Origin of the sequence: Pseudoalteromonas sp. meg-B1 (assembly GCF_003173795.1) — a bacterium.
In the GTDB taxonomy this organism is placed as follows: Bacteria; Pseudomonadota; Gammaproteobacteria; order Enterobacterales; family Alteromonadaceae; genus Pseudoalteromonas; species Pseudoalteromonas undina.
The window spans coordinates 1,715,326-1,738,822 of record NZ_QGQU01000001.1; the positions used below are offsets into that span (position 1 = coordinate 1,715,326).

Annotated in this window: 14 protein-coding genes and 5 tRNA genes; 5 read left to right on the forward strand and 14 right to left on the reverse strand. The window is 41.5% G+C overall.

The features are described 5' to 3' along the window. Window positions 1-80: 80 nt before the first annotated feature. Window positions 81-1,139 carry a hypothetical protein gene (locus DK924_RS08140; RefSeq protein WP_055011768.1) on the reverse strand — a complete coding sequence of 353 codons (1,059 nt, stop codon included), beginning with the start codon at window positions 1,137-1,139 and terminating at the stop codon, window positions 81-83. 327 nt (window positions 1,140-1,466) lie between these two features. Here DK924_RS08140 and DK924_RS08145 point away from each other — a divergent pair, with 327 nt between their 5' ends. Both DK924_RS08145 and DK924_RS08150 read left to right on the forward strand, forming a co-directional pair. Continuing rightward, complete coding sequence (locus tag DK924_RS08145) at window positions 1,467-2,756, forward strand: amidohydrolase (RefSeq protein ID WP_109874840.1); 1,290 nt, start codon at window positions 1,467-1,469, stop codon at window positions 2,754-2,756. A gap of 134 nt (window positions 2,757-2,890) precedes the next feature. After that, window positions 2,891-3,523 (forward strand): trimeric intracellular cation channel family protein, encoded by a 633-nt coding sequence (locus DK924_RS08150; protein WP_024601371.1) that lies wholly within the window; start codon window positions 2,891-2,893, stop codon window positions 3,521-3,523. Between the two features lie 13 nt (window positions 3,524-3,536). On the opposite strand, the gene recD is transcribed toward DK924_RS08150, so the two are convergent. From recD to DK924_RS08185, 7 genes are all read right to left on the reverse strand, one after another. Then, window positions 3,537-5,555, reverse strand: coding sequence for an exodeoxyribonuclease V subunit alpha (gene recD / locus DK924_RS08155; RefSeq protein ID WP_109874841.1), 2,019 nt, complete (start codon window positions 5,553-5,555; stop codon window positions 3,537-3,539). Next, window positions 5,552-9,118 carry an exodeoxyribonuclease V subunit beta gene (gene recB, locus DK924_RS08160; RefSeq protein ID WP_109874842.1) on the reverse strand — a complete coding sequence of 1,189 codons (3,567 nt, stop codon included), beginning with the start codon at window positions 9,116-9,118 and terminating at the stop codon, window positions 5,552-5,554. Before recB ends, recD begins: the two co-directional genes overlap by 4 nt. Continuing rightward, window positions 9,105-12,404, reverse strand: a complete 3,300-nt coding sequence (gene recC, locus DK924_RS08165; RefSeq protein WP_109874843.1) for an exodeoxyribonuclease V subunit gamma — start codon at window positions 12,402-12,404, stop codon at window positions 9,105-9,107. The genes recB and recC overlap by 14 nt, the downstream gene beginning before the upstream one ends. A 166-nt stretch (window positions 12,405-12,570) precedes the next feature. Then, window positions 12,571-13,632, reverse strand: a complete 1,062-nt coding sequence (locus DK924_RS08170) for an alkaline phosphatase D family protein (protein WP_109874844.1) — start codon at window positions 13,630-13,632, stop codon at window positions 12,571-12,573. After that, window positions 13,629-14,759 (reverse strand): alkaline phosphatase family protein, encoded by a 1,131-nt coding sequence (locus tag DK924_RS08175; protein ID WP_181388756.1) that lies wholly within the window; start codon window positions 14,757-14,759, stop codon window positions 13,629-13,631. The genes DK924_RS08170 and DK924_RS08175 overlap by 4 nt, the downstream gene beginning before the upstream one ends. A gap of 58 nt (window positions 14,760-14,817) precedes the next feature. Beyond that, window positions 14,818-17,091 carry a TonB-dependent receptor domain-containing protein gene (locus DK924_RS08180; protein WP_109874846.1) on the reverse strand — a complete coding sequence of 758 codons (2,274 nt, stop codon included), beginning with the start codon at window positions 17,089-17,091 and terminating at the stop codon, window positions 14,818-14,820. A gap of 195 nt (window positions 17,092-17,286) precedes the next feature. Continuing rightward, entirely contained in the window at window positions 17,287-18,330 is a 1,044-nt protein-coding gene (locus tag DK924_RS08185) for an alkene reductase (protein ID WP_109874847.1), read from the reverse strand. Between the two features lie 157 nt (window positions 18,331-18,487). Here DK924_RS08185 and DK924_RS08190 point away from each other — a divergent pair, with 157 nt between their 5' ends. The 3 genes from DK924_RS08190 (at window position 18,488) to DK924_RS08200 (ending at window position 21,453) form a co-directional block, all read left to right on the forward strand. Then, complete coding sequence (locus DK924_RS08190; RefSeq protein WP_008109773.1) at window positions 18,488-19,066, forward strand: TetR/AcrR family transcriptional regulator; 579 nt, start codon at window positions 18,488-18,490, stop codon at window positions 19,064-19,066. A gap of 66 nt (window positions 19,067-19,132) precedes the next feature. Continuing rightward, complete coding sequence (locus DK924_RS08195) at window positions 19,133-19,522, forward strand: DUF2750 domain-containing protein (protein WP_010389569.1); 390 nt, start codon at window positions 19,133-19,135, stop codon at window positions 19,520-19,522. A 281-nt stretch (window positions 19,523-19,803) separates the two neighbouring features. Then, window positions 19,804-21,453 carry a diguanylate cyclase gene (locus DK924_RS08200; RefSeq protein WP_109874848.1) on the forward strand — a complete coding sequence of 550 codons (1,650 nt, stop codon included), beginning with the start codon at window positions 19,804-19,806 and terminating at the stop codon, window positions 21,451-21,453. A gap of 52 nt (window positions 21,454-21,505) precedes the next feature. Here the strand turns inward: DK924_RS08200 and DK924_RS08205 are convergent. From DK924_RS08205 to DK924_RS08230, 6 genes are all read right to left on the reverse strand, one after another. After that, window positions 21,506-21,595: transfer RNA gene (locus DK924_RS08205), tRNA-Ser, on the reverse strand. Window positions 21,596-21,764: 169 nt separating this feature from the next. Continuing rightward, window positions 21,765-22,805 carry a quinolinate synthase NadA gene (gene nadA / locus DK924_RS08210; RefSeq protein ID WP_008466811.1) on the reverse strand — a complete coding sequence of 347 codons (1,041 nt, stop codon included), beginning with the start codon at window positions 22,803-22,805 and terminating at the stop codon, window positions 21,765-21,767. 148 nt (window positions 22,806-22,953) lie between these two features. Next, window positions 22,954-23,029: transfer RNA gene (locus DK924_RS08215), tRNA-Lys, on the reverse strand. Window positions 23,030-23,094: 65 nt separating this feature from the next. Then, a tRNA-Lys gene (locus DK924_RS08220) sits at window positions 23,095-23,170 on the reverse strand. Window positions 23,171-23,236: 66 nt separating this feature from the next. Beyond that, window positions 23,237-23,312: transfer RNA gene (locus DK924_RS08225), tRNA-Lys, on the reverse strand. 65 nt (window positions 23,313-23,377) lie between these two features. Next, window positions 23,378-23,453, reverse strand: a tRNA-Lys gene (locus DK924_RS08230). Window positions 23,454-23,497: the final 44 nt, after the last annotated feature.

The following is a 23,497-nucleotide window of genomic DNA, read 5'->3' on the forward strand; positions in this document are numbered from 1 at the left end:
CTTACCTAAAAATAAATAACTGCATAAAGCGAATTGGTATCAAAAGCGTGCAGCATATAAAGCCGCACGCACAATCACCTTTATGGGATCACATTATATATGAGCGTTGAAGCACTCAAATTATCAGAGTCTTTTACATAACGGTATTGTTTTTTCCAAAACCAACTACCGGTAGTTTCATCGACAGTTTCATATCCTAATGTATCGCCAGCCACGCTAATATTATTCATTGCCACCGTTACATTACCTTGGTGCTGCGCTTGTTGAATTTCGTTATGGCTGTAACTGTTAGTCATCATTAATGGATAATGGTATGGCATGAAGCTACTAACAGCATCACCTTGTGAAGTTAAACGCCCATTGGTGTCAATATTGGCACTACAACTACCAAATGAGCTTACCGAGCTTGCGCCACATGATGAGTGAGTAGCGACTACCGAATCATCGTTACCACGTAAAAAGCCAGCCGTTAAACCTAAGTAAGCATTACCATCGGCCACAAAACGTAAACGCGGAGTGCGCGCATCAGGTAATGGCGCGATTCTACGTGCATTATTAACTTTTAAATCATGTAAAACACCTACCGCTTCATTAACCTCACTGCCTAGCCACCAAGTTAATGCAGCATCTACAGCAAAATTCCACGATGCGCCGGTTAACGCACTCACCGCTAAGTCGGCTAATTCACTACCGCCACCAGCACCTGCTAAATCAAAGGTAGCAATAATATTAAGCGGTTTTAAACCCGCGTTTTCTAGCCAGTTTTCTTGGTTATCTATAATATATCGGGCAACTAAGTCACCGGTAGAGTGGGTTACAAACACGCAGCCTGGCTCGCATAAATTTGAGCGAGAGATCTGTTGTAGCTTGGGCCATACCCAATCTGTAGTAATTTTTCCTTCTATTCGTTCATACGCAGGCCAGTCAATGCGCTCGTCGGCACGGTTTACCCAATAAGACTGCCAATAGCTTTGGCCATCGTTTACTACATCACTACCTGCTTTATTGGTAAGCTGGGATACTTGCAAACCATGAATTAAAACTACTTTATACTCTTTACTAAGCGCAGAAAAACTCATTAAGAGCCCTATTGCTGCTGCAAATAAAGTCGCGCGTTTAAAAGTGTGTGTGTTGTTCATATTAATCCTTAACTGATTGAATATTTTTATTATGCTTAGCTTGTTACACGCTGTTGTCAGTGCATGGTAAAAGCAGTGCATTGACCAGTATTGGGAACAAATTTAAAAAATGCAACATTTTGTTATCATTTCCACCGTTAAAGCTAAATATTTGCGTTAAAATACGACAAAAGCGCCAAACTATTGTGTTAAACAAAATAGCTTTATCCCCTTCTTAAGCAGTATCAATAAACTTTCTTCTAACTGTGGTTAACTATTAAACAACACTACTTTTTATTGATGTAATAGCGTAAGTTAATTACACACGATGAAAACCAAGGAATTAAAATGATAAAAAAAATAATTTTTGGCAGTGTTTTATTTACTGCAATTTCAGCGCCTAGTTTTGCTAGTAGTATTAACACCCAACTTGAACAAGCAACACAAAGTGTAAGTGAAAAAGTCATTACATGGCGTCGCCATTTGCATCAATATCCAGAACTGAGTAATCGCGAATTTGAAACCGCTAAGTACATTACTAACCATTTAAAATCTTTGGGTCTTGAAGTACAAACCGATGTTGCGCATACCGGTGTTGTGGCTAAATTAAGCGGTGGTAAAAAAGGCCCTTTAATCGCCCTTCGTGCCGATATGGATGCTTTACCCGTTACCGAACAAGTTGATTTACCCTTTGCCTCTAAACAAACCTCAACCTATCGTGGTAATGAAGTAGGCGTTATGCATGCCTGCGGGCACGACACTCATGTTGCTATTCTAATGGCCGTAGCAGAGACACTGGTAAAAATTAAAGAGCAGTTAGCGGGTGACGTACTGTTTGTATTTCAACCCGCTGAAGAAGGCGCCCCCGAGGGAGAAGAAGGAGGCGCAGAGCTAATGCTAAAAGAAGGTTTATTTAAACAAAAACCTGAAGCGGTGTTTGGCTTGCATGTCACCAGCTCACTTAATACTGGTCAAATTGGCTTTAGAGAAGGGCCACTAATGGCCAGTGAAGACTCTTTCACAATTAACGTAACGGGTCGTCAAACTCATGGTTCACGCCCTTGGAATGGCGTAGATCCCATTGTTGCTTCATCACAAATTATAATGGCAACTCAAACAATCGCCTCTCGCCAGGTAGATGTAACTAAAGCGCCTTCTGTTATTTCATTTGGCGCGATTAACGGCGGCATACGCTCAAATATTATCCCCGATAATGTAGAGCTTATTGGTACAATTAGAACCTTTGATCAAACTATGCGTGCCGATATTAAAAAACGTTTAGCTAAAACCGCTGAGCTGGTTGCCGAATCCGCGGGGGCTAAAGCTGATGTGCATATAGATCACGGCTACCCTGTAACAGTAAATAATGTTGCACTGACTCAAAAAATGACCCCTACGCTTGCCCGTATTGCTGGTGCTGACAATATTATTACCACGGATTTAATTACCGGTGCAGAAGACTTTAGTTATTATGCGCTAGAAACTCCTGGGCTGTTTTACTTTTTAGGCGTTACTCCAAAAGATCAAAACGCTAAAACGGCACCAAGTAATCATTCACCTCAGTTTTATGTTGACGAAAGCGCATTACAACTTGGCGTAGAATCATTATCTCAACTGGTCGTTGACTACTTACAATAACAACCCAGCATAACAAGCACTGGGCTAATAACCTTGTGCTTGTGTTATAGAGAGTGTTATTCAGCTAATATAAATCCCCAATCGCTTATCTTTTAATGTCTAATATAAATTCTCAATCTGGTAAGGACACCTCAATGACGGCAGAGTATTTTAATTTTTTAAGCCTTATTGGCGTGGCATTCTTTGCAATTTCAGGTGCATTATTAGGCCACGACAAAGATATTGGTGGATTTGGTGTTGTCGTTGTTGGCTCAGTCACCGCGTTAGGCGGTGGCACGCTCAGAGATATTCTTCTTAATCAACCTGTATTTTGGATAGCCAACCCCGATTATTTATACGCTACCTATGGCGCTATTTTTGTCACCGTTATGTTTATTCGCCACTTGCCCGACCTGTCTAACTATTACATGTTGCTGGTTGACGCTATTGGTATGGCTATTTTTAATGTGGTCGGTATTGAAAAAGCATTAATTGAAGGTACAACCATGGTGGTTGCGCTTACAATGGGAATGACGACGGGTATATTTGGCGGCTTAATACGTGATGTGATCTGTAGAGAAGTACCACTGGTGATGCGCGAAGAACTTTACTCCACCGCGTGTTTTGCAGGAGGCTTAACCTATGCCACGCTATTTTTATTAGATGTCCCTTATTTATGGTGCATTATAGGTTCATTATTGGTAACCGTTTTTCTAAGATTGGGCGCACTGCATTTTGGCTGGCAACCCAACCTATTTAGAAAACGAACTCCAAAAATAAGAGATTAGTATAAGTATGGCTTTACACTAATCGCTCATACAAGCCTGACGCCCGTGATACACTTTTACCCATGGCCAGTTGCAGCACTTTTTTATCTGCCACCAGCTCAAAGGTCTGTTTTGCGCGGGTAATTCCCGTGTACACTAATTGCCTATTAATACCGATACTCGCCTGCTTGAGAGGTGGTAACACCATCGCGGTATAACTAAACTCTGAGCCTTGGGATTTATGAATGGTCATTACATACACTTTATCGTGCGCCGGAAGCCGTGCGGGTGAAAATGCCCGTTCATTACCTTGTTCATCAATAAACACTGCCTTGAGTTGGCCGCTGTCATCGGGCATTAGAATTCCTATATCACCGTTAAATAATTTTAGCTGGTAGTCGTTTTGACTAACCATTATCGGCATCCCTATATAATGCCGCTGATTAGGGTTAACGCTAATTAAACCTTGCTGCTGTAATACCCGTTCAATACGCTGATTTAAACTATTAACGCCGTAATCGCCTTCACGTACTGCAGCAAGTAACTGATAACTGGCAAAAGCTGCATGCACTTGCGCAACACTGGCACCTTGCGCTATCAGTGTTAGGTAATTAGCATAATGACTTGCGGCACTATTTACTAACTTTTCAATTGGTGTGGAAACAAAATCATAGTCTAAAATAATATCGCTAAAATGCCCTTCGCTACTTTGTTGTTCAACATAGTTTAATATCCCACGGTTGTTGGTATTAACCGCCAGCGCCAATTGACCTATGCCACTTTTTGCATCAAACCGATAGCTATGTTGTAAAAAGGCAATGCAATCCGCGAGTTTAAACTCACTTTGAGTTTGCGCGTTGAGTTTAACAGTGCCATTAAAGCACAGCGTGTTCAATTGCTCACAGCGTACTTTTGAATAACGCGGTGTTTGTCCAAGTACTAACCCTTGGCATAAATCACTCATTACGCTACCAGTATCAACCGAAGCAAGTTGGTCTTTATCGCCGAGTAAAATCAATCGAGCATGATCTGGCAAGGCCTCAATTAATTTAGCCATAAGTGATAAGTCGACCATGCTGGCCTCATCAATAATCAATACATCAACATGCAACGGATTGCTTTTATCGTGCCGAAATTTATTGGTAAATGGCTTAACTCCCAACAACCGATGAATGGTTTGCGCGCTTTGCGGGATCAACGAATTAATATCATCTGGTATTTCACTAAGCTTATTTTTAGCCCCTAAAATTGACTCTGTTAGCCGTGCCGCTGCTTTACCGGTGGGTGCTACTAATTTTATGCTCAATGGCGCCGCTTTATATAACGATTGTAAAATCGCTAACAGCTTTGTTACCGTGGTGGTTTTACCGGTGCCAGGCCCGCCCGTGATCACACTAAAACCTTTTGTGGCGGCAATCGCACACGCTACTTTTTGCCAATCAATGTCAATACTCGGATCATCAGGAAAGTAGCGGGTTAATAACTGAGCAAGTACTGCATCATCAATGTTAAGTTGTCGTTCGCTCATTGTCAGTAATCGTTGGGCAAGAGTCTGTTCATAGCCTGCTAAACGAGAAAAATATAATCGTTGATTAAACAATTGCAGCGGCTTTTGCTCCCCAACACTGTGATGTGAGAGTAAATAACGTATTGCTGCCTCAGTCGTAAAGTCATTACTAAATGGGCTGAGAGTGTCAGGCTGTGTGCCCTCTAGTTTAGTAAAGTCGCTTTGACGTAAATTAAACGGATTAGTCCAGTCAACCTCTGTTAGGGTTAAACAGCTATGTTGGCTTTGCTGCGATAAACACAGCATTAAAATTATATAAAAGAGGTCGTCATACCCTTGCTGTGCGTTTGTGCCACTGAGCAATTCAGCCAGTTTTACATCAACCACACGCACTCTATGTTCGTCCGTTAAATACGTTAGCAACGGCACGACTTTAATACTTTCGCTGCCCTGCATCGTTGGCGGTGCTGTTGTGAGCACAGGTTCATCTATAGGGGCATCATCTAAGTCATCAAACAAACCCGGTTGTTGATTTAAATCACTCATAGCATGGCTCCTTGGCTAAACAAGCCATCTAAAATAACGACTTGATCTGCACTTAGCTGTTTAAAGTACACTCCCTCATCTGCTGGCATACCGCGTAAAAAAGTATAATAAACACCGCCTAAATGCGCCTCTATTGAATAATCGGGAATTCGCTGTTTAAGCAAGCGATGCAGCGCTACGGTATAAATTAAATACTGTAAATGATATTGGTGACTGGTCATTGCTTGCTCTAGCTGCTCAGACACATAATCGGCAGCGGTACTGCCCAAATAATTCGATTTATAATCTAAAATATAATACTTGCCTTGGTAGCAAAAAATTAAATCAATAAAGCCTTTTAGTAACCCTTTAACATGGGCAAACTCAAGTTTACTTTGGTTAAAACCAAAATGTTTAATTAACACTTCATTAAGCTTAGGGGCACTGAGGCTGCTAAGCGGTAAATTAAACTCCATTTCGACTAAACAGTCACTTGGCGCTAATTGGCTCAAACTTAAATTATTCTCGCTGTTTAACGGGCAATTAAGTGCATCGAGTACCCATTGTTCGGTAATTTGCTGCCATTGCTCATCGATATGGTACTTTTCAAAAGCACGCTCAATCACAGCCGTTAAGTTTTGCTCGGCATTCGTGGGATGATTTACCGGACTGGTAAAATCAAGCTGCTCAAATATTTCGTGCAAACAACTCCCTGGTTTTGCACCCTTAGGAAAGCTATACGGTGAAGGAAGTTCATCTTGCTGCACGGCAAACTCATCTCTTTGATGATCTTCATCACTGCGCCCTGGAGCAAGTTGATCAGCATACTTTTTAAAGCTCAAGGCACTAAAGCTGGTTGCTCGCCAGTCACGTTCAATCTGCGCCGTTACTGTATTAATAAGTAAATCGTGCTGTTTAGTGTCACTATTTTTTAACCGAAGTATGCCCTGATCAACTAATTCGCCTGAGGTAAATTGCTGGTATTGCATAGCATGATTAGCCTCACAAAATTCACTTAAATGGGTGCGCCACACTTGGCTACTGCTTATCTCTATTCCTGAGAATAACACATGCCCCAGCGCACTACTTTGAATTGCTAAACGGCTACTTTGCCCTTGAGAAATGTTATACACGCCCAGCGAACAAAAATGCACTGCTCGGGTCAGTGCCACATAAAGCAAACGTAAGTCTTCTGCTAAACGTTCTTGTTCGGCTTTTTGCAGGGCGTCTTCGTCTTTACTTAAATCGTAAATCAACTTGCCATTTTGATGATAAAGCGCGTCTTTAGTTTCACGATAACCACTGGCAAATGGCATAAATACCAATGGGTATTCAAGCCCTTTAGAAGCGTGCATAGTCACAATTTTAACTAAGTTCGCATCACTTTCTAAGCGAACTTGCACTGTTTCGCCATCTTGCTGGCTCACCTTTTGCGCAAACCAACGTAATAAACGAAGTGTCCCTTCAAGCTCTATTTGTTTTTGCTGCAGTATTTCGCCAAGATGTCTAAAATCGGTAAGCCAACGTTCTACGTTATAGCCCAAGCCTTGCCATTTGGCACTGAGCTGATTGTGACTCAGTAAGCGTTCGAGCATTGCCATTGCCCCTTGCTTATGCCAAATATGGCTAAGTTGAGCAAAAAAGTTTAGGTGTTCTTGCCAGCTATTTTCATCATCGGCTAGAGCAAAAATATCGTTATAGCTTAAACAAAATAACGGGCCAGCTAATACACCGCGTAGTAACGCCTCATCGTACTGACCATGCAAAGCCGTTAAAAAATTGAGCAAGTGATGACTCAACTCTTGGCTAAATACACTGTCGCGCGACAAATACACACTGGCAATATTAGCTTTACTCAGCGCTTGCTTCATTATTTGTGCTTCAACGCGGTCGCGCACCAAAATACAAATATCAGCAGCACTGACAGGGTTAGCGCCAATACAAGCAATACCTTGGCTTGCTTGCTCAAGTAAAGTAACTATTTTATTAGCAAAATGGGTGGCTAAATGTGCTTGCCCTACGCCTTTACTGGTCGGCTTATTTTTTTCATCGCCGGCTTCATCTACAAACACATTAAACTCAAACGCGGTGGCAGGTTTACCGTCAATTAAAAACGACTCATCTGCTTTTTTTCCTTTCGCTTTCACTTTATTAAATGGAATGGCGTTATTATAAATAAAGCTGTTGTCGTATTTGCTAAATAAGCTATTTACGCTATTTACAATATCACTGCTTGAGCGAAAGTTAGTGCCCAATGTAAATTGTTGTGGCTCATCTACCGCTTCTTTTGCGCCAATGTAGGTAAATATATCTGCGCCCCTAAACCCATAAATAGCTTGTTTAGGATCGCCTATCATAGCTAAAGTGGTATTGCTTTGAGCATAAATTTTACTAAAAATACCGTACTGAATCGGGTCAGTATCCTGAAACTCATCTATCATTGCCACCGGAAATAACTGCGCTATTTTTTGTGCGAGTACATCACCTTGTTCACTCTTTAAGGCACTGTGTAAATTAGTCAGTAAATCGTCAGGGGTGATCACGCTTTGTTCTTGTTTGCGTTTAACTATGGCCGCTTTTACCCAGCTCGCCGCATATTGCACTATCGCAATTTTTAGCCCTTGGTTGATGGTGTTGTTAAGTGCGGCTAAGGCATCGAATTGGCTAATAAGTGGATGGGTCAGTAATGTGCCATTTTTTTTATAATTAGCTGCATTACTTAAGTTCTCGCTACTCCACACCTCAAACGAATACTTACTGGTACCAAATTCAAAAAAGTCATCATTGCCTAAGCAAAATGCTTCAAGTGCAGCAAGACTGCCCTTTCGCCCAGGTGTTTTTGAGCCACTTAAATCGGATGCTTTAACAGCACCAATAAACTCTTGCTCTAGGCAGGCTTTTTTAAAGGCTGGAACACGCGCCAAGTATTCATCTCGCGCTTGCCATACCGCATCTAAACTAACTTGCGGGGTTATCTCTGCGTTCGCCTTATTTAAAATACTACTTACATGACTAAATAGTGATTCGGGTGCGGCAAATACCGCTAAAATCGCATCTGTTCTTTCTTTACTAAGTGGATATACAAACGCGCGCCAAAAGTCTTTTATGGTTTCAAGCAGAATATCGCGCTCATCTAAAATGAACTCTAAGTTAAATGCTACACCAGATTCAAACGCATGCTGTTTTAGCATTCGCTGACAAAAGCCATGAATGGTAAAAATAGCTGCTTCGTCCATTGATTTAGCTGCAGCATCAAGTAAGTCAAACGCACGGTGCTTGTCATCAACACCTGCTATTACACCCTCAATTAGCTCATCATTAGGTACTTGCCCCAGTAACGCATCACGCGCGGCAATAATACGGCTGCGAACTCGGTCTTTAATTTCTTGCGTGGCGGCATCGGTAAAGGTGACTACCAAAATTTGCTCAACGCTCAATGGCATACTCAGCTCACCGGGTATTTGCATGCCCAATAAATAGCGCAAATACAAACCCGTGATCGTGTAGGTTTTACCTGTGCCTGCACTGGCTTCAATTAAGCTTTGTCCTGATAATGGCATAGTGAGTGGATTAAGCGCTTGCATAGTCACTCTCCTTGGCGTGCTCGAATAATGGGGCGAGTAGCTTATCGCTCCAATGTATAAATTCGTCTTGGCAGTCATTAAGTGATTGCACCGTTAAACGAATATAAGGGTTTTCTCCTTCACCTCGGCCAATATACTGTGGACTAAATTTACTGTTGGCTTTTGCCATATCACCACCGCTTTTTACGTATTCATAACCACTTACCGGAAAAAACGCCACGGGCTTGTTGCGTAATGCTTTATAAAGCTCAAACCAATCTGCGAGCAGTAAATCGGCATCGGCTTTACTCATTGGGGCAAAACTAATTTGTTTATCTAAACCTAGCAATAAGGTTTCAACCTCTTGTTGCATGCTTTGTGCAGCAAGATGATAAATAAAGCCTTTAATTAAATCTTTAGCTTTAATACTGGCACTGCGATAAAACACTTGTTTTTGCATATACACATGGTTTAACCAGCCTTCAATGGTGGTGTTTTCAAGCAAAAGTAACACCTCTATCGGTTCGCTTTTACCCGCTTTTATTTGTTGTTTTACTTGCCCTGCAAGCGCATCAACGCGATGTTGCATGCTCTCATAAATTAAGCTGCCAACATGGGCTTGCGGCAACTCACCGCGCTGCAGTATTTGTTCGGTACTCAGTGGTGTATCGTTAATATTAGCTTCAAGTATTTCATCAAGGTAAAAATAACGGCGCAGCGCATCTAAGCTAAACGGTTCTTCATCTTTGGCTATATCGTTAAGTTGCGGCAAACGTAACCCTAGGCTTTGCTGATAAAAGCTCTCTTGTGCATGGCACACACTGCGAATAAACATATCAAGATCAAGCAGCTCTGGAGGCGTTACATCAAGCGCAGTGATTGCTTTTGGCTCAATGGCCTCGCTAGGCAGCCAAATTGGGTTATAGCTGTGGTTGTTAAGCCCTGCCTGTTCAGCGCTCGCTGGCAAATAATAATGACTATTAAAAGGTTGTAAATGTTGTTGGCTAATAAGGCAATCTGGCAAGGGTTTATCACTGGGTTCGCTAAGTTTAAAGCTGCGACCTATGTATTCTAACAATTCACTGACAAGTGTTGATGGCATGCGTGGCTGGTTATCAAAACATGATCGACCAATGTAGCTCATATATAAATTATCTCGGGCACTAAGAAGCGCTTCTAAAAAGAGGTAGCGGTCATCGAGTTTTCGTGAACGGTCACCTTTTTGCTTTTTAGAATAAGGTACTAGGTCAAACCCGATAGGCTGCACGGTACGAGGGTAATCGGCATCATTCAAGCCTAGCATACACACCACCTTAAACGGCACAGCGCGCATTGGCATTAACGTACAAAAATTCACCAGCCCCACTAAAAAACGTTGGCCGACACCTTTTTCTTGTATGCCTTGTTTAATTAAATAGCTAACAATGCGCTGCGACACGGCCTCACTGTAATCACCATTATCATGATGTTTGCCAATGTCTTCGAGTACTTTTTGCAGTACTAATAAATCCCAACTGTCGTCACTTTCGCTCTCATAAATAGTGTTGAGCAGCTCATTTAAAATTTGGGCTTTATTGGTGAGTGTGTCATCGGGGGTGAGCTTAGCTTTAAAGTCTTGCAGCACATCAATAAAGTGTACCAGCTTATTGAGTGTATCGAGCGCCATGCCCTCAACCTCATCGGCACTGTAAATACCATTAAATGGGCACTGTTCATCGCGCATGGCAATACCCAGTAGTAAACGGTTTAAGCCATGCTGCCAAGTGTTAAGCTCAATTGCGGGTAAGTCAAAGCTACTTTTATGTTCAGCGTTTACGCCCCATTTAACGCCAACACGCTCCAACCAATACTGAATTTGCTCATATTCATGCGCTTCTAAACCAAACTTTTCAGCAATTTGGGTAACCTGTAATAAATCGAGAATATCCGACACGCCGAAGCGCGAAAACGGTAAATTAGCTAAACTAGCAAACGAACTCAGTACAGGTTTTTCTTGCTCTATGGCTAAATCAGCTAGCGCATAAGGTATAAATCGACTGCCCTGTGCACCACCAAAAACTGCTTCAATATAAGGGCTGTAGGTGCCAACATCGGGCATCATCACGATGATGTCTTTAGGGGTAAGCGCTGAATTTTGATTAAATAAATTAAGTAAGTAGTCGTGCAAACGCTCTACTTCTCGAAGCGGTGTATGGCAATCACTTAGTGTAATGCTTGCATCGTTTGCAGTAATTGGCAGCTTGCCCTCGTCGTTAATAAACCATTCTTTATCATCGGTGAGCGACTCACCTTTAAAGGCAAGTTGGTAAATTTCACTTTGCACTTGGCCGAGCAAGCTATCGTCAAATGCATCTATAAAACCATCAATCCAGCGGGCATCAAGCTGCACTAGTTGCTCAAAATAATCGCGGCCGAGTTTACCCCACGACGATAACAGCGGGTTACCAATAAAATAGTATTCCTCATCGGGATTGGTGTGCTTTTTTTGCTGTGCTTCCACCAGCGGCATTTTTGCGTATTTAGCGGTGATTTTAGCGGCTGTTTTTTCATCAATGATATCGCCCCAGTAATGCTCGCTAGGGTTAAAAAAGAATAAAAATACTTCAGTTTTTTTACTTAAAGCTTCAAACACTTCAAGCTGCGAGCTGGCAATCGCCGATATGCCAAATAAGCTAATGCGTTTTGGTAATAAGGCGCTATCCATGCTCTCAAGTGCACTGAGTAACTGCCCTTGCATATTGGCACGGTGAAATTGGCTTTGCCCTAGCTGTTTGCTTAATTTGACGATACGACGCCATAAATCGGGTTGCCAAGGCGCAATCGTTATATCAACATCGTCAAGCTCATCGGTGCCACTATCCCATTTGGCTATCCAATGGGGGCGATACATCAAATATTGGTCGTACACATCGGCTATTTTTTCACATAGAGCAAAGGTTTTTTGGCCGTCAATATCGCCCTCTAAATAGGTTTTAAGCGGTAAGTACAGCGGCTCATTTATGCACTGGGGTAAAATGGCAAATAATTTCCAAGCAAGGTTAGGTTTGTTAAAGGCCGACTCTTTAGGTACGTTTGGTAGTAATTGCTGATACAACTGCCAAATAAAACTCGACGGCAGCGGAAAGTCTACCTGTGCAGCTACGCCTAAATTTTCACTTAAACCGATTTTAAGCCATTGCGACATACCCGGCGATTGCACTAGCACCACTTCTTTATCAAATGGGCTTTGCAATGGGTTTACTTTTAATAGCTGATGAAACTGCGCTTGCAGGGCTTCCATACGGTTTGATTGAATAATATTGAGCATACGATACCAGCCTTACTTGAGATAAGGCCAGTGTAAGATATTTTCAATTTAAGCGGTAGCGCTAAGAGGGAATTGGCATTAATAAATCAGCAAGTTAGCCCGCCGATAGATGAAATTTTAAACGCACAGCTTTAACCGCAGTGCGTTTATTATTTAAATGGTGATGCTATTTATAAGGACTAATACTTGAAAGACTAAAATCACTTTGCATAATAACTTGGCCATCAATGCCTTTAAGTTTTAATGAAATAGCAGGGTCGACTTGTTGCCAGTCTATGCTTAAATCACCATAGTTAACATTATGTGTGTAATCACCGACACGATGCTGGTTAGGGCTAACGTCTTTCCACTTTTCTGTCAGACCTGAGCTGGTCATTTCAATAAGCGGGTAATCAAGGTTATGTTGATACCTTGAAATCTCGCCCCAGTGAGTATCGCCACTAATAATAATCACACCATTTACTTGGTGTTTTTTAATTAGCGCAAATAAACGGTTTCGATCCTCAGGAAAATTTGCCCACGACTCCCAGCCGGTAAAATCTGGCAGTAACTGCAAGCTCGACGCTATTAGCTTTATTGCCGCTGGCTTTTTAAGCTCGGCTTCAAGCCATTGCCACTGTGCTTCCCCTAGCATTGATGCGCCTTTAACTTCAGTTGGACTGTACGGGCCTTGGTTATTTGCTTTACGCTTGGTGTAATACTCAATCTCGCTAACAGAATTAAGTGTGTCACGATTAAAGCGTAAATCTGGCATGATCACCTGCACGGTTTGCTCGCCTTCGCCATACATGTACGAGGTATAAATGCCGTCAGCACGGGTACGGCGTTTTGAGTTTGCCGGTTCTTGCCAAAAATCGAGCATGATTTGCCGCGATGCTTCTTTATGCGGATACCCTTTCCCCGCGTCATTTTGACCATAATCGTGATCATCCCACATAGCTATTATTGGTGTTTGTGCGCGTAGTGCTTTAAAGCCTGGCTTTGCTCCAAGGCGTTGGTATTTATTTTTAAGCACAGTCATGTCGTTAGTATCGCCGTAGATGTTATCCCCTAAAAATATAAATAAATCACTCTGCTCTTTGTTAATGGCGTTAAATATAGGAATGTCTTTATCTTGATGTCCGCAAGAGCCAAATAATATTTTAGACGGCGCAGCCATTGCTCCAATGCTAATCACAATAGTCAGTGACAGTGCAAAATTCTTAAGGGTTTTTAGTAACTGTTTCATTTTAAAATCTCGTTAATAGCCGGTGCCATATTAGGGTTAATCTTGTTTGGGTTTTGCCCAAGTGCTTTTAAAACGGTGGCGGCAATTTGCGCTTGTTTAAGCTCGTTTTTAGTTTTAATTAAGCCGTTATTTTTAATTGCAGGACCAATAGCTGCAAGCCAAATATGCTCAGAGCCAATAATTCCCTCAGGAAATGCCTTTTTACCCTGCTCCGAATTTGCTAATGCCCGTTTAGAGCTGTGATGTTGCCAATCGTTTGCGTAGCTGCCACGGCCGTGATCAGTAGTAACAATTAACGTAGTATTATTTTTATAACCTGCTGTGCTTTGAATGGTTTGCCATAAATCTTTTAAAAATGCATCGCTTTGCTTAGCCGATTTTAAATAGGCGTCGTAATGCCCATCGTGAGCAAAATCGTCAGTTTCTCCTAAGCTAATCACCAACAATCTTGGCTTTTTAGCCAGCATATAGGCTTTAGCAAATCGATAGGTAAAACTATCAAGCCGCACATTGTGCCATGGGCTGGGGATTTCTGTTTGTAATGCGTTTAACAGGGGCGCATCGGCAAATAAATCATCGGCAATAGGCATAAATCCTGCGTTTACATACACATGACTACGCTTAATATTTACAATGTAAGGAAACACATCCCAGCTACCAAATAACGCGGTGCTGTTTTTAAATTCAGGCTGGGCGTTTAAACGCTCTAAAATAGTTTTATTTGGGTTGAATACCTTGTCGTTACTGTTGATACTTTCATCCACTTCACCAGTGAGAATTTCGTGATATCCAGGGTATGAAAAATACCACGGATTACTCACCGACATAGTTGAGCCTTTAGCCCTATCGCCAATAATAACGCCTTGCTTTGCAATGGTTTGAGTTAAAAATGGCATTAACAACTGTTGACGCTGTTGCGGACTTTCATGCCAAAATTGGCTCTTTAATTGCGCTGGTTGCTTAACAAACTCTTTATTATTAATCAGCTTGTTATCGGCACCATTGAATACTTCTTGCCAGCGAACTCCATCTAAAGTTACCAACACCACATTTTGCGGTGCAGCCAAAACCGCCTGACTGTTAAGTAAAGCCAAACCGATTATTAGTATTGTTATTATTGTTTGCATACACACCTCGTTTAATAAAAAGCCCATCAATGATGGGCTTAATTACGTTTATTACGTTTTAAAACGTGGCGGTTAACGTCACGACTGCTGTGCGTGGGGCGCCAATAAAGTAAGTGCTCCCATTACCTGTGCCGCCTGCTAGGTAGCTTTCATCAGTAATGTTGTAAACCACAAAAGCAATATCAACGGCTTTGAAGGGGCCAGCATTAACTTCGGCTGCGTAGCCTGCATTTAAATCAACCACGGTATAGCTATCTACATCGCCACGCTCGCCAGTGTATTTAGCCGATAAACCAAAGCGGAAATCACCGCTGTAATAATCGGTTGAAAGCACAAATAAATCATCTACTGAATCAATTACTTTGCTTCCTGCTTCAAAGCCTGGCGCATCGCCTTTGTATTCAGAACTATTATTGGTGTATGAGCTATATACATTCCACTCATTATTAAGCATATAACTTGCTGACAGCTCTAAACCTGTCGATTCAATACCGCCCACATTTAGGTACGAGCCGTTTGTGCCTATGGTGTAGTCTATACCACCGGTGTCGCTGCCTGGTGCTATAAAGGTGATACGGTTATCAAATTCAATTGAATAGGCCGTTGCCGTTAGCTTAAGTGCATTATTTTGATAGCGTACACCTAGATCAATATTTTCTGCGGTTTCTGGCTCAATAGCTGACAAGTCAGAGCTATCGCGCTCAAGCACACCATCTTTAATGGCGGCAAAGTTTTCGCTGTAGCTGGTAAATAACTCAGTGTTACTGTTTAACTGATATAAAATACCGCCACTAAATAGAAGGTCTGAATCACTGTTTACTTTAGCTGTGGTGGCGTTTTGATAATGGTCATACTTTTCTATGTCTACTAAGTACTTTTTAACCCCTAGGTTAAGAGTTAAGTCGTCAAATGACATTGAGTCTTGGGCGTACCATTTGAGCGTATCGGTCTCAAAGGTGTTTTTATATTGCGTCCAATAAGGGGTGTTATCAAAGTGATGATAAATGCGCGCATCTATAACTTTATGCCAATCTCGTGACTCATCACGGTCGCTTTGCTCATACCAAAAACCGGCTTCAATATCGTGCATGCCAATGCTTGCTTGATAATTAGCAGTTACCCCTAAACGGTCTTTATTATAATGTGTATGACGATAAGACATAACTGGCGTTGCATCAGCATCGTAACATGCAGGATTAAGCTCAGGGCCTGACTCCCACGGCCAGTTTAAGCTAGCCGTACAACCTGCATTAGGAGCAAGTGGGTTACCATTACTATCTGTAAAGCCATAAGAGCCTGCGTTTGTGCCACCTTCTGTGGTTGGGTTACCATTTTCATCTACAGGGGACGTTAAATAAGGAGGGATCCAATCACCTCGGCCTGAGTTTTTATGATAATAAGGGCTAATGGTTAACAATGAGGTGGGTGAAATCGCGTATTCAAACTTTAAATACCCTAGAGTGTTTTCACGCAGCGTGCCCCAACCTTCTGCAAACATTTGGTCAAAGTGCGGAACGCCTGTCCAGTTCCATGTTAGTTGATCCCAATCTGGAGTTTGTTCAAATTGTGCCAAGCTCACGCTATTATAATTCGTCTCGCTTACATCATCGTAAGATAAACGCCCTGTTATAGTTAACGCATCAAGGGTGGTGACAAATTTCGCTTCAGCATGTTGGTTATCTTTCCCACCATTGCTGCCCGAACCAATCCAGCGGCTAGTATCGGTTTGCGAATAACTCACATACGCTTGAGTATTATCAAAAATGGTGCCAGTTTCGTGTTTAACGTAATAGCGACTTGCGTCATGGCTGCCTGAGGTATATGCAAAAGTGGTGCTTTTTTCAACGCTAGGCGCTTTACTTACAAAGTTAAAAGTACCACCTAGCGCCTCTAACGAGGCTGATTTAATATCTGAAGTGCCCTGACCTACTTCCACGGTGACAAGATTTTCGCTATCTAGGTAACGATTCGCTTTAGCACCACCGCCATAATTTGAACCGCCATTAGGAATACCGTCTACCGTCATACCTAATTGCTGCTGGTTTGAGTCGATACTAAAACCACGCATGGTAATAGTGGTTGACCAATCGTCGCCGCCAAATGCGTCGCCTTCGTTTATGCTAATGCCAGGTAAGTTATCTATTACTGATAACACACTCGATACCGAGCTTTGTTGCTCAAGCATGGCAGGTTCAATAACGTTGTTTGCATAACTGGTTGGTTTTGCAGTAACGGTTACTTCTTCTATCACGTTATCGTTAGCATAAGCTGAAGTTGATACCGCCATGGCCACAGCCATGCTCAAAATCGATTTATTTTTTAAAGCGTACATTGTTGTCCCGTTTGATTCTAATTATAAAAGGTAATTATGAAAGCGGGCACAGTCTATTTTTTAAATATGACAACGAGGGGGAACTTTATTGACAGCAAGATTAAACAATTATGAGTATATTATGGCAAATAAATGTATAAAAAAAGACACTCACAGTTGTCCATGAGTGTCCTATTGTTTTTACTAAATTAGCTGCTATTTCAATTCAGCTAGCATGTCATCACTGTAAGCTGTGACTTCTTCGCCGTTTTTAATTTTGCTAATGTAATCTGGGTTAGCTATAAGCGGGCGACCAATAGCAATTAAATCAAATTTATTGTCGTTAATCGCTTCTTTCGCAGTTTCAAAACTATAACTACCTACACCCACTAAGGTACTTGCATAACCAGCTCGTAAAAATTCAGAGGTTGATTTACCTTCTAGTGAATCAAAACGCATGCTGTCGTCAAAAATACCGCCGTGTAAATAAGCTAACTTGCGGTTTTCAAGCTCTGGTAATAAGTAGTCAAATACTGCTTTATCGCGATTGTCCTCGCTCATATTAAAATAAGCACCTGGCGTTAAACGCATAGCGGTACGCTCATTGCCTACAACATCAATAACTGCATCGGTTACTTCCAGTGCAAAACGAGACATGTTTTCTGGTGTTTGCCCGTACTCGTCATCACGTTCATTTGCCGCATAATGTAAAAATTGGTCAATTAAATAACCATTAGCACCGTGAATTTCTACGCCGTCAAAACCCGCTTCCATCGCATTTTCTGCGGCCTTAGCGTAGTCAGCCACTAAGCCTTTAATGTCGTCTGTAGTTACAGGCTTTGGCGTAACATAAGTGAGTTCGCGCATACGCGGTACTGAACCTTCAACCCCAATTGCCGATGGCGCCAAAACATCACCACCAAAAAAGTGAGGGTGTGCTACACGGCCAACATGCCATAGTTGTGCAAACATTTTTCCGCCATTAGCATGTACTGCGTCAGTGACTTTTTTCCAACCTTGAATTTGTTCACTAGTGAAAAGCCCAGGTGTATTTGGATAACCTTGAGCATCAGCACGGATAATAATGGCTTCACTAATAATTAAGCCTACATCAGCACGACGAGCGTAGTAATCAACCATGGCTTGTGTGGGCACTAAATTGTCATCTGCCATACAGCGGGTCAATGGTGCCATAAGTACGCGGTTTTGCAGTTCAATGCTGTTATTTAATTTAAAAGGTGAAAGTAAGTCAATCGACATAATATTTATCCTTTGTTGAATGTACATTCAAGATAAGGTCACTTGAATGAATATTCAAGTATAATTTTGAAACTTTGTTTAAGATTGCGTAAACTGCCACCTAGGCCTAAGAAAGATAAATTTCTTCATTACTACTCTATCCACTAAAAGAGTCATTATGAGAACTGCAGAATTTGATAAAGAGTTTGTACTGCGCCAAGCTATGGCCATGTTTATGCTTCATGGCTATGCAAAAACCAGTATGCAAAAATTGACTCAAGCCACCCATTTACATCCGGGTTCTTTGTATGGAGCATTTGGTAATAAAAAAGGCATTTTTTTAGCCGCTACTGAGCAATACCAAACCGATCGCAATACACAATTTACGGCGCTGTTTGAGCACAGTAATTGTATTTTAGATACGCTGAAACAATACCTTAATATCATTGTGCAAGAATGTATCGACGGCGAAGCAACTAAAGTGTGCTTGCTTACAAAAAGCATTAGCGAGGTAGAGGGTAACGATCCACAAATTTGCCACGTATTACGTACTAATTTAACGGCGTACGAGCATGCCTTTGCGCAGCAATTACAAAAAGCGATAGATAACAAAGAAATTACCAATGGGCGAAGTGCCATAGAGCTAGCACGATTTTGTGTTATGGGTATTTATGGATTGCGCACTTATGCATTAACAAATCAAGACCCTGACGCACTAAACCAACTAGCCGACGAGCTGCTTGCAGCCATTAGCTAAACTTAATTTTAAAGCGCAGTATGTCGCTGCCTTTTGTATTCCCCCCACAGTGAGAGAGAGCCAAAAATGACCACTGACAATTTATCAAAGCAAGACGACGTAATTTTAGGCCTTGGCGCAAAAAAACGACTCGCATACATGTACGAAACTGTGCAACAGTTTAAGCAAGTGTGGATTTTAAACGATGACGACGGCTGCGTAATGCTCACTAACGAAGACGACGATTGCGTACCCGTATGGCCAACCCGTGATTTTGCACAAGCATGGGCAACCGGTGAATGGGAAGGATGTACACCTAAAGCAATTCCAACAGCAGATTGGTTTAGCCGCTGGACGCCAGGCCTTGAAGAAGACGACTTACTAGTTGCCGTGTTCCCTACCGAAGAAGACGACGGCACAATTTTATTTCCTGATGAATTTCAAGCGCAGCTCAATGCTAAACCAAAAAAATATTAAACTGCCCATAAAGCCATTTTGACAAATGGCTTTTAAATTACCTTCTTGTTATTAGCAACCGTTCACGCACAAACCATCACTAGAAGCAGTCATACAATAGCCAAACTAAATAAATTATTAACCCTTTAATTAATCATTAACTATATTTTTATAATAACAGCTCACCGTTTAGTGATTAAAGTTAGTAACTACAAAGCAAAAATACGCTAAAGCGGTCATAACTATAATTATTCTGTTAAAAATGCAGTACAATTTTTACCGGTCACTAACTTAGGTATTACATGCGGTACACTTTCAATTTTATATGTTGTTTACTATTTCAAACCATTAGTTTTAGTGCTTTTGCTGTAGCATTAAATCAAAATGACAGCTTACAACTAAAGTCTGCTATGTGGCATCAAGTAGATTTAGCTAAACCAACCCAAGGTGAGCAACTCGTTAATGCCTATCACAATGTAAGTACTCCCGTCACTTCGCTGTATAGTGCCCATGGCAGTGCAATAGCAAAAATTAGTTTAACCACAACGAGCGCAGGACGCTGGTATATAATCCCCCAAATTAATTATTTAGATAGTGGCGTTGCTTTTTATCAAGATACTAGTGGGATCAGAGAAATCGCTGATTTTTCACAAAATAGCGTCACTCAATCAGCCATTGTAATGCACAGCCAAGCTTTTGAATTACAGCTAGAAGCTAATTCACACGGTGTTTTATGGCTTTATATTAATGCTAAGCACTTTGCTAAACCTGTTAGCATTAACGTTATACCTCAATCTGCTTTTGTTAAACTTCAGTTTTATATCAATTCATTAAGCTTAGTGTCTATTACGATAATGCTGACCTTGGCCTGCATGGCCTTAATAATGTTCTTTAAAACACAACATCGCGTGGCGTTATTTTGTGCAGGTTACATAGGGTTACACGGCATTGGCTGGGCATTCGCGGCGGGGATAGTTGCGTTACTTTTTAATTACCACGCAATTAACACCCATTACTTTGGCATGTATATTTTTGCCTTCGCTATTGCTTGTGCCAGCTCATTTGCATATTACTTATTTAACTTTGACCAACATACCCGCACTGGTATTAGCCGATTTTTAAAATACTTCTCCATAACCGCATTTGCCTGTGGTTTTTTAAACCTCTTTTTACCCTTTCATTGGGTGTTTTATTTAGCTCATTTCCTTGCTGCCATTTGGGTGTATTTAAGCTTAAAACTGGGCTTTACAATGCTGGGGATGAAAGACTTTAGAGCGAAATATTTTTTAACTGGCAACCTTGTTTATAGCTTGTCCTTAGTTATTTTTATTTTATCGCACCTAAATTTAATAGAAATAAGTTCACCTGAATTATGGGTACTTATTGCTCTGGCCATTGATTGTATCTGTATTTTACTTTCTTTATCTGAATGGCTAAAAATAAAGCAAAATAATTATATAAAAGCGCTAGAGCTATCACGCAGAGACCCACTCACCAAAGTAGGAAACCGGCTGCAATTACAAGAAATACTTGATAACTTAGATAATTTTTATCTCATAGTGTTTATAGATTGCGACAATATTAAAAGCGTTAACGATCACCTAGGTCATGCTCACGGTGACAAGCTACTCATTGAGGTTACACGGTTAATACAAAATGCGTTAGCCGATATAGGCGAGGTATGCAGAACCGGCGGTGATGAGTTTATTTGTGTGTGTAACGTTCAGTCAGCACAACAGCTCGCCCAACTCATCCTGAGCATAAACGAGTCATTAAACTATATTCATCAACAAGTTCAAAAACATTGGCCGTTATCAGGCGTGAGCTATGGCTTAGCAAGTAGTGAGGAATGTAATGACTACAAAGCCTGCTTAACTTTAGCCGACCAACGAATGTATACATTAAAACATCAGCGTAAAAACAAACGCCAAGTGCAAAGCCAACACGCTTAACTTTATTACAGGCACAAAAAAGGACGTCCTGAGACGTCCTAATATAGAATAATGGTGGAGAGAGAGGGATTCGAACCCTCGTTAGGGATTAACCTAAACACACTTTCCAGGCGTGCGCCTTCAGCCACTCAGCCATCTCTCCACAATGTTGCTTTGCAACAGCGCGCTATAGTATGAAATACACTTGCTTGGTGCAAGGCCTTTTTAACATCATGCTTTTAACTGCTCAATAATCAAACTAACTACTCATAAGCAAATAAAAAGGCGATACCTGAGTATCGCCTTTATCTAATGCATTATATTGCTATTTATTATTTTGCCATATTGGCTGTAAAGTCTAGCATGCGATTTAATGATTTAAGTGCGCCTTCACGCAAATCCATATCAACAAACACTTCTTTACCGCTGGCATCAATCAGTGCTTCCTCAATCGCTTGTAAGCCGTTCATTGCCATCCAAGGGCAGTGAGCGCAAGTTTTACATGTAGCGCCGCTACCAGCCGTTGGCGCTTCAAAAAACTCTTTATCTGGGCATAGTTGCTGCATTTTATAAAAGATACCGCGATCGGTCGCCACAATAAACTTTTTATTAGGCATAGTTTGCGCTGCTTTAATAAGCTGGCTAGTAGAGCCAACAGCATCAGCAAGTTCAACAATTTCAGCCGGTGATTCGGGATGCACCAATACGCCTGCATCTGGATGCAAGACTTTAAAGTCTTTTAGCGCTTTGGTTTTGAACTCATCATGTACAATACATGCGCCGTTCCACATGATCATATCGGCGCCAGTATTCTTTTGAATATAACTGCCTAAATGCTTATCTGGGCCCCAAATGATTTTTTCGCCTTGCTCATCTAAGTGCTCTACTATTTCAAGTGCACACGATGAGGTAACTATCCAATCAGCACGCGCTTTAACCGCGGTAGAAGTGTTAGCATACACTACCACTTTACGGTCTGGGTGTTGATCACAAAACGCTGAAAACTCATCCACTGGACAACCAATATCTAATGAACAAGTCGCTTCAAGTGTTGGCATAACCACGGTTTTGTTAGGGGTTAAAATTTTAGCAGTCTCACCCATAAAACGTACACCCGCGACGATAATCATATCGGCTTCATGGCGAGCGCCAAAACGCGCCATTTCGAGTGAATCGGCTACACAGCCGCCCGTTTCTTCAGCAAGTGCTTGAATTTCAGGATCAGTGTAATAATGAGCAACAAGTACCGCGTTTTTCTCTTGCAGTAATTGTTTTATACGCGCTTTATATTCGCCTTTTTCGTCTTGTGTTAACGGTGCCGGCTTAGGAGGGAAAATATAACCTTCAGGCATAATAGTTTGAGCTAAACTCATGTTCTCGACCACTTTATTTACAGTGCAATTAATAGCGCAAATTATACGAGAAACGAACGGTAAATAATAGCAATCTAGTCAGGCAGTTTATAAATAAAAATAAGGGAGATACTAAGAAATATATTATACGGAGAAAGTGTACCAGAAGTGGTGGGTCATGATGGACTTGAACCATCGACCAATGGATTAAAAGTCCACTGCTCTACCAACTGAGCTAATGACCCGCTCTGGTTTACTTATAAAAAGTAAGTCTGCGTAAATCCGCCGATTATAACCATCCAGTAAAGAATGGTGGGTCATGATGGACTTGAACCATCGACCAATGGATTAAAAGTCCACTGCTCTACCAACTGAGCTAATGACCCGCTCTGGTTTACTTATAAAAAAGTAAGGCTGCGTAAATCCGCCGATTATAACCACTCAATAAAGAATGGTGGGTCATGATGGACTTGAACCATCGACCAATGGATTAAAAGTCCACTGCTCTACCAACTGAGCTAATGACCCGCTCTGGTTTACTTATAAAAAGTAAGGTTGCGTAAATCCGCCGATTATAGCCATTCAGTAAAGAATGGTGGGTCATGATGGACTTGAACCATCGACCAATGGATTAAAAGTCCACTGCTCTACCAACTGAGCTAATGACCCGCTCTGGTTTACTTATAAAAAGTAAGGTTGCGTAAATCCGCCGA